The 11828-nt window shown below is 70.5% G+C and carries 14 protein-coding genes and 1 pseudogene; 12 read left to right on the forward strand and 3 right to left on the reverse strand.

Annotated elements, in window-relative coordinates:
- Positions 1 to 65 precede the first annotated feature (65 nt).
- The 6 genes from IEY89_RS17785 (at position 66) to IEY89_RS17810 (ending at position 4275) form a co-directional block, all read left to right on the forward strand.
- On the forward strand, positions 66 to 710 hold the full coding sequence (locus IEY89_RS17785) for a hypothetical protein (RefSeq protein WP_189148385.1): 645 nt from the start codon (positions 66 to 68) through the stop codon (positions 708 to 710).
- 155 nt (positions 711 to 865) lie between these two features.
- On the forward strand, positions 866 to 1276 hold the full coding sequence (locus IEY89_RS17790) for a DUF6278 family protein (protein WP_189148386.1): 411 nt from the start codon (positions 866 to 868) through the stop codon (positions 1274 to 1276).
- A 108-nt stretch (positions 1277 to 1384) separates the two neighbouring features.
- A complete protein-coding gene (locus IEY89_RS17795) occupies positions 1385 to 1966 on the forward strand; it encodes an RNA polymerase sigma factor (protein WP_189148387.1) in 582 nt (193 codons plus the stop codon).
- A complete protein-coding gene (locus IEY89_RS17800) occupies positions 1963 to 2166 on the forward strand; it encodes a hypothetical protein (protein ID WP_189148388.1) in 204 nt (67 codons plus the stop codon). Before IEY89_RS17795 ends, IEY89_RS17800 begins: the two co-directional genes overlap by 4 nt.
- 268 nt (positions 2167 to 2434) lie before the next feature.
- Positions 2435 to 3097 (forward strand): RNA polymerase sigma factor, encoded by a 663-nt coding sequence (locus IEY89_RS17805; RefSeq protein ID WP_189148389.1) that lies wholly within the window; start codon positions 2435 to 2437, stop codon positions 3095 to 3097.
- The gene (locus IEY89_RS17810) at positions 3097 to 4275 is read left to right on the forward strand and encodes a hypothetical protein (protein WP_189148390.1); all 1179 of its coding nucleotides are present in this window, start codon (positions 3097 to 3099) and stop codon (positions 4273 to 4275) included. The genes IEY89_RS17805 and IEY89_RS17810 overlap by 1 nt, the downstream gene beginning before the upstream one ends.
- Positions 4276 to 4570: 295 nt before the next feature.
- On the opposite strand, the gene IEY89_RS17815 is transcribed toward IEY89_RS17810, so the two are convergent.
- Complete coding sequence (locus IEY89_RS17815; protein ID WP_189148391.1) at positions 4571 to 5422, reverse strand: L,D-transpeptidase family protein; 852 nt, start codon at positions 5420 to 5422, stop codon at positions 4571 to 4573.
- Between the two features lie 545 nt (positions 5423 to 5967).
- On the opposite strand from IEY89_RS17815, the gene leuE reads away from it, so the two are divergent.
- The 5 genes and pseudogenes from leuE to IEY89_RS41670 all read left to right on the forward strand — a co-directional run bounded on the left by leuE (position 5968) and on the right by IEY89_RS41670 (position 9610).
- Positions 5968 to 6615: a leucine efflux protein LeuE gene (gene leuE, locus IEY89_RS17820; RefSeq protein WP_189148392.1), complete on the forward strand. Its 648-nt coding sequence runs from the start codon at positions 5968 to 5970 to the stop codon at positions 6613 to 6615.
- Between the two features lie 9 nt (positions 6616 to 6624).
- Positions 6625 to 6813 (forward strand): annotated as a pseudogene (locus tag IEY89_RS17825) (TetR/AcrR family transcriptional regulator C-terminal domain-containing protein); the annotation flags it as partial.
- 124 nt (positions 6814 to 6937) lie between these two features.
- The gene (locus tag IEY89_RS17830; protein ID WP_189148394.1) at positions 6938 to 7924 is read left to right on the forward strand and encodes a glycosyltransferase family 2 protein; all 987 of its coding nucleotides are present in this window, start codon (positions 6938 to 6940) and stop codon (positions 7922 to 7924) included.
- A complete protein-coding gene (locus IEY89_RS17835) occupies positions 7921 to 9270 on the forward strand; it encodes a polysialyltransferase family glycosyltransferase (RefSeq protein WP_189148395.1) in 1350 nt (449 codons plus the stop codon). Before IEY89_RS17830 ends, IEY89_RS17835 begins: the two co-directional genes overlap by 4 nt.
- 196 nt (positions 9271 to 9466) lie before the next feature.
- Positions 9467 to 9610, forward strand: coding sequence for a hypothetical protein (locus tag IEY89_RS41670; RefSeq protein ID WP_308437445.1), 144 nt, complete (start codon positions 9467 to 9469; stop codon positions 9608 to 9610).
- Positions 9611 to 10152: 542 nt separating this feature from the next.
- On the opposite strand, the gene IEY89_RS17845 is transcribed toward IEY89_RS41670, so the two are convergent.
- Together IEY89_RS17845 and IEY89_RS17850 are read right to left on the reverse strand one after the other, a co-directional pair.
- The gene (locus IEY89_RS17845) at positions 10153 to 10482 is read right to left on the reverse strand and encodes a hypothetical protein (protein ID WP_189148396.1); all 330 of its coding nucleotides are present in this window, start codon (positions 10480 to 10482) and stop codon (positions 10153 to 10155) included.
- Positions 10470 to 10919, reverse strand: a complete 450-nt coding sequence (locus tag IEY89_RS17850; protein ID WP_189148397.1) for an ATP-binding protein — start codon at positions 10917 to 10919, stop codon at positions 10470 to 10472. Before IEY89_RS17850 ends, IEY89_RS17845 begins: the two co-directional genes overlap by 13 nt.
- A gap of 201 nt (positions 10920 to 11120) precedes the next feature.
- Here IEY89_RS17850 and IEY89_RS17855 point away from each other — a divergent pair.
- On the forward strand, positions 11121 to 11828 hold a 708-nt coding region (locus IEY89_RS17855; RefSeq protein ID WP_189148398.1), incomplete at its 3' end, for a helix-turn-helix domain-containing protein.

Below are 11828 nucleotides of genomic sequence, written 5' to 3' on the forward strand. Positions count from 1 at the left end.
ACGTTGCACGCAGTAAGGGAAAATACGGGCTCCGTAAGGGATGGCGCCCTCGGAGGGAGGCGTGCATGAGCCTGGTGGAACTGATCGACGATGCCGACGAGCGCGGACTGACGGCCAGTGGACTGGCTTGTTTGGATCGGTGCGTGTCCCTCCTGGGCGGCGACGACGAGATCCTGCGTCCCCTGTGGGCCAGCCTCGCCGACGGCAGTGACGCGGAGGACTGGGCGACCCACCTGGAACAGGTCCGGGTCAAACTCGGCCCCGCCGACCCCGCCGACCCCGCCGCCACCCCTCAGGCCACCCCTCAGGCCACCCCTCCGGCCACCCCTCCGGCGGCCTCTGCGGCCCCCGTGGCCTCCGCCGAGGGTGAGGCCATCCTCCTCGCCCGGCGGATGCTCGCCACCGCCCCCGCCTCCCGGTCCGTCGCCGAGGTGCGCGCCTGGGCCGACGACTGCTCCGTCGCCGCCCTCCGTATCCACCGGCTCCTGGACGCCTCCGCCGCCGGCCCGTCCTCGGTCGACTCCCACCGCGCAGGCGGTACGGAGGGAATCTCGCCCCTCGTCGCCGCCGAACTGCGGCGCCAGATCACCGTGCTGGAACTGCTCGCGGGGCACGGTTCCGGCGGGCTGCGGCAGGCGCTGGCCGTGTCGACCGAGGGGCGGCGCGTCCTGCGCGCGGTGGTGTCGCGACGAGCACGCGGACGGGCCTGACCACCGTAACCGGGCGGGCCTGACCACCAGAACCGGGCGGGCCATGTGGCTTTCCTGTGGTCGTCCTGGGGTGGACCTGGGGTGTTCCCGCGCTGATCCCCGGCAGGCGCCGAAATAGGGTGACGCGCGCCGCCACCTGCGCGCTTACCTGGAATGTGACAGCACACCGAGCACCAGAACGAGCAGCCCGAGCGACACGTCCGCAGGCCGCCGCGAAGCCCGTGCGATGGGCCGCCGACACCGTCTCGACGATGCGCGAGGGCGCGCGGCTGCGCCTCGACTACTCGACCCAGAGTCTGTGGCGCGCCGACCGGATGATCGAGGAACTCCGCCGCGAGCAGACGCCGTACGCCGCCGTGGAGTCGGTGCTGCGCGGCTTCGGGGCGTACGCGGGAGAGGTGATCGTGCGGCGGACCGAAGGCGCCGCGGAGTGGCTGGAGGCGGGCGGCGGGCACTGGGTCCGCACGGCCGACGGGCGGTTGTGGGACCCGGTCGACGAGGCCCGCCGCTGTTTCGCCGGCCACGGTTCGCTGCGACTGCTGTGCCGGGACGCGACGGCGAACTGAACCGGCGCGAGCAGTGACGTTTCCGTGCCGAGCGACGCAGTTGCCCATGGGGACGGGGAGCCGGACCCGCACTCGCACTCGGTGCGCCGGTACGGACGAGGACAGCGCTTGGGCCAGGGACGACGGGAACCCCGCCGGGTACGGGTGGACGACGCGCGGCTGGGCGACGCCGTCGCGCGGGCCCAGGACGGGGACGAGGCGGCCTTCGCGGTCGCCTACCGGCTCGTGCAGCCCGGACTCCTCGGCTATCTGCGCGGCCTCGTCGACGACGAGGCCGAGGACGTGGCGTCCGACGCCTGGCTGGAGATCTCCCGCGACCTGGGCCGCTTCAAGGGCGACGGCGCCGGGTTCCGCGGCTGGACGGCGACCATCGCCCGCAACCGCGCCCTCGACCTGCTGCGCCGTAGACGGACACGGCCCCGGGGGACGGCGCTCGAACAGGACGTACTGGACCTGCCCGGCCCGCACAGCACCCCGGACCAGGCCCTGGAGGCACTCTCCACGGAGTACGCCCTCGGGCTCATCGCCGGGCTCCCGCGCGACCAGGCCGAGGCGGTCCTGCTCCGTGTGGTCGTCGGCCTCGACGCCCCGGCCGCCGCCCGCGTCCTCGGCAAACGCCCCGGCGCGGTACGCACGGCCGCGCACCGGGGCCTGAAGCGCCTCGCCCGGCAACTGGGGGAACCGACATGAACGGCGACGACATGACAGGCGGCCGACCGCGCGGGCGCCTGGCCGGGCTGCTCGCCGCCGCCCTGCGCGAAAACCCACGCGACGACGACGACACCACCACCGGCGACGGCGAGCGGAAGGCGATCGCCGCGTTCCTCCTGGCCAGGGACTCCGGCGCGCACAAGGTGACACGTCCCCGGCGCCGGGACGACTGGCGATGACCACGGGCCCCGCCGACCGCCGATGGCAACGACCGGGGCCGCCACCCCCCACAGGAGAGGCCCCGGCCGTCGCGCGGCACGGGCCGCGCGGCGGCCCGTATCTCCTACAGCGCCGCGCGTGCGTTTTCTGTCACACCGTCACCGCGTCACGAGTTAGTTGCACGTTGTACGGACATGGACGAGGAGCGCTTTCACGCCGTAACGTGCCTTTCGCTACAGGCTGCGGACGACAGGCAACTGCATCCACTGAGGTCTTGAGGTGTGCGCGGTGCAGGGGGACGACGCGGAGCTGACCACCGCGGTGCTTGCGGCACAGACCGGGGACGAGACCGCTTTCCGGACTGTGTACCGCTCGGTGCACCCACGGCTGCTCAGGTACGTGCGGACACTGGTCGGCGACCCGGACGCCGAGGACGTGACGTCCGAGGCCTGGCTCCAGATCGCCCGTGACCTCGACCGGTTCAGCGGGGACGCGGACCGGTTCCGGGGCTGGGCCGCGCGGATCGCCCGCAACCGCGCCCTGGATCACATACGGATGCGCGGACGCCGCCCCGCCATAGGCGGCGACGAGACCGAGCTGTCCGGCCGGGCCGCCGACTCCGACACGGCGGGTGAGGCCATGGAGTCGCTGGCCACCGACAGCACCCTCTCCCTCATAGCCCAACTGCCGCAGGACCAGGCCGAGGCCGTCGTGCTGCGGGTGGTCGTCGGCCTCGACGCCAAGACCGCTGCCGAGACCCTCGGCAAGCGCCCCGGAGCCGTCCGCACGGCGGCGCACCGCGGACTGCGACGGCTCGCGGAGCTGCTCGGGGAGGACCCGGACACGACCGTCGCGCTGGACGCGCTGCCGCTCCCACGGGAACCGCACGGACGTGCGGTGTCGTCGGCCGGTGTGACGCATACGCGTTCGCGGACGCAGAAGGACATGTGATGGCCGACGACGATCCGTACAGGTGGCTGGACCGCGCTGCGGCGGAGCGTTTGCTGAGCGGGGAGCCCCTGGAGGCTTCACTGGAGTCCGCGGGCCCCGAAGCCCGCGACCGGGCCGAGCTGCTCGCCAAGACCCTGGGCGCGCTCTCCGTGGACACTCCGCCGGGCAGCGCCGAACTCCCCGGCGAGGCCGCCGCGTTGGCCGCTTTCCGCAAGGCCCGCCCGGCCCCCGGCCGCACCACCGTCGCCCTCACGCCCGCCACGCTGCCGGCGTCGGACATCGGCTCGGACATCGGTTCGGACATGGGCCTCGTACGGGTGGGAGGGTTCGGGCGTGCCGGTGCCTCTCCCCGGAGCGGCGCGCGCGCTGCCCGCTGGGGCCGTCCGCTGCGTCTGGGGCTCGGTGCCGCGCTGGCCGTCGGCATGGTCGGCTCGGTCGCGATGGCCGCCGGCGTCGGTGTCCTGCCGAACCCGTTCGACGGGGACGAGCCCGGCCGCCCCGCCGCCACCGTGTCGGCCGGCGAGTCACGCGACCCCATGCAGGCCTCGCCGTCGCCGGACGCCCCCCGGGGCAAGAGCGTCCCGACCTTCAGGCCCGACAGCACCGCCGGGGGCTCCGCCGGCAAGGGCACCGCCGGGCGCGACGAGCCCCAGGGCAGCCCGACCGGCGGGGGACAGGGGTCCCGCTCCGATCCGGGCGTGCCCGGCGACTGGCGCAGCGGACTCGCCCTGTCCTGCCGTGACATGCGCAGCGGCAAGAAGCTGGAGGCGGAGCGCAGACGAGCCCTGGAGAAGGCGGCCAAGGGTTCCAGGAAGATTCCGGAGTACTGCGAGGACGCCCTGAGGGACGAACCGGCCGTCCGTTCGAACACCGACACGGGCACCGGTGCGGGCGGGGGAGACGCCGATGTCGAGGACGGCCAGAACGGCGCCGGCGACACCGGCGGCAAGGGCAACGGCGTGAGCGACGGCAACGGCAACGACCACGGCGGTGACGGTGACGGTGGGAACGACCACCGCAGTGGCAACGGCGGGGGCCGCGGCAACCGTGCCGCGGCGCAGCCGACACCCACGCCGACGTCCTTCTCCGCGCCCAGGGCGGACGAGACCCCGTACGATCCGGCGCCGCCGGAGCCCGACCCGTCGTACGGCGTCCTGCCGCTGCCGACGGCCACCTGAGCCCGTACGCCACAAGGCGCACTCCTCTGCCCGCGTCGCACGCATCGCACCGCGCCGGGATCGACCGCAGCACACCGCTCCGACCTGCACAGACGTGCGCCGGTGAACTTCTCACGTGCCGGGTGTGACACTTTCGGCGGCGCCGACGCAGTAGAAAGTGAGCCGACTGGTCATCGGTTCCTCGCACAGAGCCGGGGTTCCCCCCGTACCTACGGCTCGTGCACCTGGCGCGGGCGGGACACGTTCCCCCGGTCCCGTCCGCGCCCCGGATCCCGTCGAATCCCTCGCCGCGGGATCACCAGTGGACGACGACCTTGTCGCCGTTGCTCACCTCGGCGAAGATCGCCGCGATCGCCGTCTCGTCCCGGATGTTCACACAGCCGTGCGAGGCGCCGCCGTAGCCGCGGGCCGCGAAGTCGGCGGAGTAGTGGACCGCCTGACCGCCGCTGAAGAACATCGCGTAGGGCATGGGGGAGTCGTAGAGCGTGGACACGTGGTGGCGTGACTTCCAGTAGACCCTGAAGACGCCTTCCCGGGTCGGCGTGTACTGGCTGCCGAACCGCACGGCCACCGTCGAGACGGTCCGGCCGTCGATCATCCAGCGCAGCGTCCGGCTCGTCTTGCTGATGCACAGCACCCGGCCCGTGAGACAGCGCGGGTCGGGATAGGCGGCCGGCTGCCCGCCCATCAGATACAGCTCCCACCGTCCGGGTTCGCGCGTCATCCGCAGCAGGCGCTGCCAGGTGACGGTGTCGGTCCTCCCGGTGCGCGGCAGCCCGCGCTTGCCCTGGAAGCCCCTGACGGCGTTCTCCGTCAGATCGTCGTACGACCCGGTCGGCCCGTCGTAGAGCCAGGCGACCTGGCGCAGCCGCGCCTGGAGTTCCCGCACGTCCCGCCCGCTGTCCCCGCGCGACCAGAGAACGGGGGCCGGCGGCGAGGGAGCGCGGGTCGCCTTCCTCGGAGTCGGCGTCGGAGTCGGCACCTGTGTGGGCGCCTGGGTGGGCGTGGCGCCGGGTTTGTCGTCGTCGGGCGGGTGCGAGACCTGGATGTGCACGGGCGACCGCGGGTTGCCGTCCGGGTCGGTCGTCTGCACCGTGCAGCCGCTCACCGCAAGAGCCGTGAGAACGGCGAACATCACCTTTCGCATGCCCGTAGTACGCAAGCCGGACCCCCCGAAGCTCATCGCCTGGCCCCCATCCGTCCGTCCCCTCGTGCTCTCCACGGCCCCCGCACCTGACCGGGGACGAACTACGCGGCCTTGTACGGGTGCGGCGACAGGCAAGTTACGCGGAGGCACACACCATGACGGGTGAGTCGGTGTCGGGACTACCCGTCGAACCGGTGTCCACACCCGCCAAGCCTTCCTATGCCCTCTGAGCTGGGCGATTCATCCGAATGAGTGATCGGAGGTGGAATGCGCACGCCCCCGGTTACTCTCCTGAAGTGCGAGCCGTCAACTACCTGGTCGTGGACGACCGGGCTTGCTGCTCGAGTCATCGATGGCTCCGATGGGTCTCGGCTGCGTCCAGCTCTCACGCGATGAGGCGTATCCCGACCCTCAGCGCTTCAAAACGGGGCCAGAGCGTGCCTGTCCCGGAGTCCGTCGGCGTTCGCGTCGAACTCTCCGTGGACACCCTCCTCGACGGCTGACCGGGGGAGCGTCGTGTCGTACGCCCGTGCGACACTCCCCCCATGTTCGGCGTAACAGACCTCCCCACGTATCTCACCGGCCTGGTCCTGATCGTCCTGCTGCCCGGCCCCAACTCCCTCTACGTCCTGTCCGTCGCCGCACGCCGAGGCGTCCGCGCCGGATACACGGCCGCTGCGGGCGTCTGGTGCGGGGACGCCGTGCTGATGACCCTCTCCGCGGCCGGGGTCGCCTCCCTTCTCCAGACGAACGCCCTGCTGTTCGGGATCGTGAAGTACGCCGGCGCCGGTTATCTGACCTGGCTCGCGGCAGGCATGCTGCGAGCCGCCTGGGGCATGTGGCGCACGCGCGGTGAGCAGGCAGAGACGCAGGAGACCCCTGATGTCACCGACGAGCGGCCCTGCCGCCGCGCCCTCGTCATCAGCCTCTTCAACCCCAAGGCGATCCTGTTCTTCGTCGCCTTCTTCGTGCAGTTCGTCGACCCGGGATACGCCTACCCGGCCGTCTCCTTCGTCGTCCTCGGTGCATTCGCCCAGCTCGTGAGCTTCCTCTATCTCACCGCGCTGATATTCGGCGGTACGAAGCTCGCCGCCGCCTTCCGCCGCCGCAGGCGTCTCTCAGCGGGGGCCACCTCCGCGGCCGGTGCCCTCTTCCTGGGCTTCGCCGTGAAGTTGTCGCTTGCCGGTTCCTAGCCGAACGGCATGCCCAACGAGCGCCGTGAGGGGTACGGCGTCGAGGAGCGGGCCCGGCGGATGGCAGACTTTCCTCTGTCGGCCGCGGCCGGCGCCGAGGTCTTCCAGGACTACGACCGACAGTTCGAGGAAGGGCTGGGGCTGGTGCTCGCAGGGATCAGGGCGACGTACGCGATGACGTACGGGAAGTCGTCGTGACGCGCTGGGAGTTCGGCCCCGCCCTCATCCGCCGAACGCTGTCCGGCCGTGACCGAGTTGACTTCCGGCGCCGAATAACTCTTACTGTCGCGGAATCTGCAGCTGAGAGAGCCCAGGTGTGCGCGTGACCAATCGTCCCCCGATACTGTCCGTTATCGTCCCCTGTTACAACATCGAGACCTATGTCTCGGACACAGTGACGAGTCTCGTCAACAACGACCAGGACGACTTCGAGTTCATCTTCGTCGAGGACCGCTCGACGAAGGACAAGACCTACGAGGCGTTGCTGGAGCTGACGAAGCGGCTGAAGCACGGCAGGGTGATCCAGCACGAGCAGAACGGCGGTCTGGCCACCGCCCGCAACACCGGCATCGACGCGGCCGAAGGCACCTACCTCACCTTCCTCGACGGTGACGACTGGCTGGCCCCGGGCTATCTGAAGGACCTCGTCGACTCGATCCAGCGCCACGACGTCGACTTCGTGCGCACCGACCACGTCCAGGTCAACGGCATCGAGCGGGCCGTCCACCGGGCACCCGAGGGCCGCCGGAACGTCCCGCTGGACCCGCGCACCTCGATCCTCCCGGTCGACGACACCACGATGGTCGACTACCCCTACGCCTGGGCCGGCGTCTACCACCGCCGCCTCCTCGACAAGGGCATGCTGCGCTTCCACGACGGTCTCAAGACCGCCGAGGACCGCCCCTGGATCTGGGACCTGCACCGCAGGGCCGAGTCCTACCTGGTCGCCAGCCTGCGAGGCGTCTTCTACCGCCGGGGCGTCACCACCTCCCTCACCCAGATCGGCGACGTCCGCCAGCTGGACTTCTTCCGGTCCTTCGACCTCGTACTCGCCGAACTGGCGAACGACCCCGAGGTCGGGCTGCTGCGCAAGAAGGCGCTGCGCAACTACTGCGTCGTCATCGCGCACCAGCTGCTCCAGCGCAGCCGGTTCGACCGGCCCACGGCCGCCAAGCTGCGGCAGATGAGTGCCGACGCACTGAACAAGATGTCCGAGGACGAGCTCCAGGCCGCCCTCATCGGGATGGGCGAGCAGCGCGTCCACCTGCTGCGGCGCGTGCGCGGCGGTATGAAGGGAATCGCGGCATGATCCAGATCTTCTTCTCGGCGACGCAGTACGCCGCGGCGACCGTCACGGCCGCGATCCGCGCCGGCCTCTTCGGCCCGCGCGAGGACCACCGCCGCATCCTGGTCGTCAGCAACACGGCCGCCATTCCGGAGGTCGGCACCCCGCTCGACAGAATGGCCGGCTTCGAGAAGCTGCGGCCCGAGTTCGACGAGGTGCGCTCCTGGAACGAGTTCATCTCCCCGCACCACCCGGCCGGCTGGTCCCCGCGCGCGCAGGACGCGATCATGTGGCAGAAGGCCGTACGCCTGGCCTGGAACCTCGGTGACGAGCCCGTCGAGATCGCCTGCGAGTCGATCCAGGCGAACCCCTCCCGCGCGGTCGCCGAGATCTTCGCCGACAGCCCGATCCACGTGTACGCGGACGGCCTGATGAGCTACGGCCCCACCCGCAACCGCGTCCCGCACGGCATGAGCAGCCGCATCGCGCGGGTACTCCACCTCGACCTCATACCGGGACTTCGGCCCATGCTCCTCGCCGAGTACGGCGTGGAGCCGGTGCCGATCCCCAACGAGCCGATCGTCGGCGTGCTCAACGAGATCGGGGAGCAGGGGGCCGACATCCTGGCCGCCCGCATCCCGGCCGAGAACCGTCCGACGGCCGTGCTCCTCGGCCAGTACCTGTCCGCCATCAACCTCATCACCCAGGAGGAAGAGGAGGAGCTGCACGTCCGGATGCTCCGGGCCGCGGCCAGGGCCGGTCACACGGCCGTCCTGTTCAAGCCGCACCCGAGCGCCCCGGCCGCGTACTCCACCTCCCTGCAGTCCGCCGCCACGGAACTCGGCGTGCACCTGAGCGTGCTGAACGAACCGGTGCTCGCCGAGACGGTGTTCGCGTACCTGAAGCCGCAGCTCGTCGTCGGCTGCTTCTCCACCGCGCTGATGACCGCCGCGACCTTCTACGGCATCCCGGTCGCCCGCGTCGGCACGGAGACGCTCCTCGACCGCATCACACCGTACGAGAACAGCAACCGCATCCCGCTCACCATCATCGACGCGGCCCTGCCCGACGCCGAACGCGACCTCGCGGCCAGCATCGGCACCCCGTCCGACGACCCCGGGCTGGTCGGGCGGCTGTCGCCGCTGGTGAAGGCGGTCGGGTACTGCATGCAGTCCCGCAAGCACCCGCAGCTGCGCGACGAGGTCGCCGCCTGGCTGTCGGTCCATCTGCCGGAGAACGCCCACTACTTCAAGCGCCGCCGCCTGACCAGCCTCCGCCTCCCCGGCGGCAGCACGGTCCGCGCGGAGACGCTCCGGCGCAACCCGACGGTCCGCAAGGTCGTGAAGAAGGTCAGGGCCGTGCGGTCCTGACGCGTTCAGGGACATGGGCAGGTGAGAGGGCCCGGGGTCGGATTCCGACCCCGGGCCCTCTCACCTGGGCCGCCTTCACCGCGGACGGGATTCCGCAGACGATGTACAAGCCACAGCCCCGGAGCGCCGGCAACCCGAACGGCTACACGGGTGCATTGGAAGACTGGCTCCTGGGCGTGGAACGGAGATCAGATAGATGCGGCCCGAGGAGAGTCCGAAGGTCCCAGCGGAGACCGCCTGCCGCGTCTGCGGGCTGGACGTCGGGGACGCGCTCTGGGACGAGTACGGCGTGCCGCAGTACCTCATGCGCCTGCTGCGCAACGGAGTCAGGGATTGGTGACGACAACCTGTCCCAGGTGCGAGAGATCCGCGGCTACTGGGTGGCCCGTGGTGCCAAGTGGGACGATCCAAGGCTCAAGCCGAAGGACTGGGACCTGCTGAAGCAGGTGACCCACATCCCCGCTGAGTGGCGCTGACTGCCCGCTTGGAAACCGCGGGCCCGCGTGACCACAGGTGGGCCCGCCTGCGTATGCAGTTCCGGCCCGTGCCGTTGCCGCCGATGAACGGCCTGGCGGCCCTCCGCGAGGAGATGGCGAAGCCGTACATCACTGCCGCAAGCTTGTCGAGCATGTTGAACGGCTCTACCGGGCAGACGCGAGAATCGGCAGCGGAAGCACCGCAGCCACAGTCCGCCTTGAACCGGCCAGCGGTGGCGAGGTGGGCGGGGCCACGGCTTCCTCGATCATGATCTCGCCGAGCAGCCGCTCACCCCGCTCCAGCCGCCAGACCTGCCCCAAAAACCCACCAGTATCAGCCTCCAAGATTCTGGACGCGCTCTAAAACCCGCCAGCGACAGTGAGGCCGGCACCGGATGCCCACCACTCACTGTTCCTCGCCCATGGCCTGGAGTGCGTACAGGCGTACGACGTCGTCGGTCGTCGTCCAGTTCGAGGGGCGGGGCGGAGTACGTACGGGCGACTGCCAGCAGTCTTCCTCGGGGAGGAGCAGGTCAGTCCGGTCCTTGTACGGGGTGTGTTGTGTACGTCGGTGCCAGCGTCGCCAGCGGGCGTGGTGGGGGTTGGGCAGGCTCCAGACGTACGGGTCCGGGGTGCGCGGCGGCTGGGTGAGTGTCGCCGGGGCTGGTGGGCTCGGTGTGCGAGGGCGGAGTCCGGCGGCCAGCCTGGTGACCAGCCGGGCGGTCAGCCGGAGCATGCGGGGGCGACCTCCGGCAGCGGGAAGGTGGCCCAGGAGCATTTGGTGAACCGGCGCAGGTCGCATCCCCATTGCCCGGCGAGCGCCGAGATGACGGCCAACCCGCGCCCGTTCTCGTCCTGTTGGCCGGCGGTGCGGGGTGCCGGGGTCTTCTCCTTGTCGGGGTCGGAGACCTCCAGCAGGAGTTGGCCTGTGTGGAGGGTGAGGGTCACCTCGACCAGGGAGAAGGTCACTTCGCAGTGCCGTACGGAGTTGGTGACGAACTCGGTGGCCACGAGGGCGACGTCGGCGGCGAGTTCGGTGGGCACGCCCCAGTCCGCGAGGGTTTTTCGGACCTGGGCGCGGGCTTCGGGGACGTTTCTGGGGTGCTTGGGGATGCGGAAGGTGGCTTTTTGGCGGGGCTCGGGGTGGGGCTGGGGTGAGGTGGGTTCGGGCATGGCGGGACCCCCTGACGCTTGGTCACATGCACGCCGTGCGGCAGTACAAGTGCACTGAGGCTAGGACTCGATCCTCAACTCACGCAATCAAAACTGATGCACACGTGCATAAGAGGCCACTTTCGAGTGAAGCTGTCCTACAAGTGCCCGTGAGACGGGCAGACTTGGCAGCTCGTGAGGCCAGGAGATGGAGGCGGCGACATGCCCGCAGGTGGGAAGCCGACCGTGCGCAGCAGACGGTTCGGCCGCAAGATGCAGCAGCACAGAGCCGGCGCTGGGTTCGATCAGGCGCAGGCGGCTGCTTTCATCTACGGATCGCGATCCAAGATCAGCCGTATGGAGGACGGCATCACCACCGCCAAGCCCGCAGAGGTGCTCCTGCTCCTGGACAGGTACGGCGTCACCGACGAGACGGAACGCGAGCACCTTGTGTGGCTCGCGAAGAACAGCGGCCACCGCGGCTGGTGGCTCGAACACGCCGCGCACCTGCGGCCGGACTACCTTGACCACATCGCGCTGGAGGACGACGCCACGTACATCCGCGAGTGGCAGCCGGTGCTGTTCCCCGGGCTCCTGCAAACTCCCGCTTATGCGGAAGCGGTCATCACGATGGGGCCCAACGTCGTTGCCCCCGAACGGGTGGTCCACCTGGTGAAGGCCCGAGAGGGGCGCCAGGCGAAGATCCGAGAGGGTGGAGCGGCGTACACCGCCATCCTCTGGGAATCGGTCATCACGCAGCCCTTGGTGAACGTCGAGGTCCACCGGGAGCAGTTGTCCTCTCTCCTGGAGGCAGGCAAGCGGCAGAACGTGACGGTGCAGGTGCTGCCGCTCACCTCAGGGGTACTGGCGGGATCGACGTCCGCCTTCTCGTCCTTCAGCTTCGATTCCGAACCGACAGTCGAAGCAGTG

It is taken from the genome of Streptomyces lacrimifluminis (assembly GCF_014646095.1).
Classification (GTDB): domain Bacteria; phylum Actinomycetota; class Actinomycetes; order Streptomycetales; family Streptomycetaceae; genus Streptomyces; species Streptomyces lacrimifluminis.

Excerpts from the sequence above, each read along its gene's own strand:
- IEY89_RS17800 (WP_189148388.1), top strand. The coding sequence starts at position 1,963 with ATGAACGGCGACGACATGACAGGCGGCCGACCGCGCGGGCGCCTGGCC.
- leuE (WP_189148392.1), top strand. The coding sequence starts at position 5,968 with ATGTTCGGCGTAACAGACCTCCCCACGTATCTCACCGGCCTGGTCCTG.
- IEY89_RS17815 (WP_189148391.1), bottom strand. The coding sequence starts at position 5,422 with ATGCGAAAGGTGATGTTCGCCGTTCTCACGGCTCTTGCGGTGAGCGGC.
- IEY89_RS41670 (WP_308437445.1), top strand. The coding sequence starts at position 9,467 with ATGCGGCCCGAGGAGAGTCCGAAGGTCCCAGCGGAGACCGCCTGCCGC.
- IEY89_RS17845 (WP_189148396.1), bottom strand. The coding sequence starts at position 10,482 with ATGCTCCGGCTGACCGCCCGGCTGGTCACCAGGCTGGCCGCCGGACTC.
- IEY89_RS17850 (WP_189148397.1), bottom strand. The coding sequence starts at position 10,919 with ATGCCCGAACCCACCTCACCCCAGCCCCACCCCGAGCCCCGCCAAAAA.
- IEY89_RS17835 (WP_189148395.1), top strand. The coding sequence starts at position 7,921 with ATGATCCAGATCTTCTTCTCGGCGACGCAGTACGCCGCGGCGACCGTC.
- IEY89_RS17785 (WP_189148385.1), top strand. The coding sequence starts at position 66 with ATGAGCCTGGTGGAACTGATCGACGATGCCGACGAGCGCGGACTGACG.
- IEY89_RS17810 (WP_189148390.1), top strand. The coding sequence starts at position 3,097 with ATGGCCGACGACGATCCGTACAGGTGGCTGGACCGCGCTGCGGCGGAG.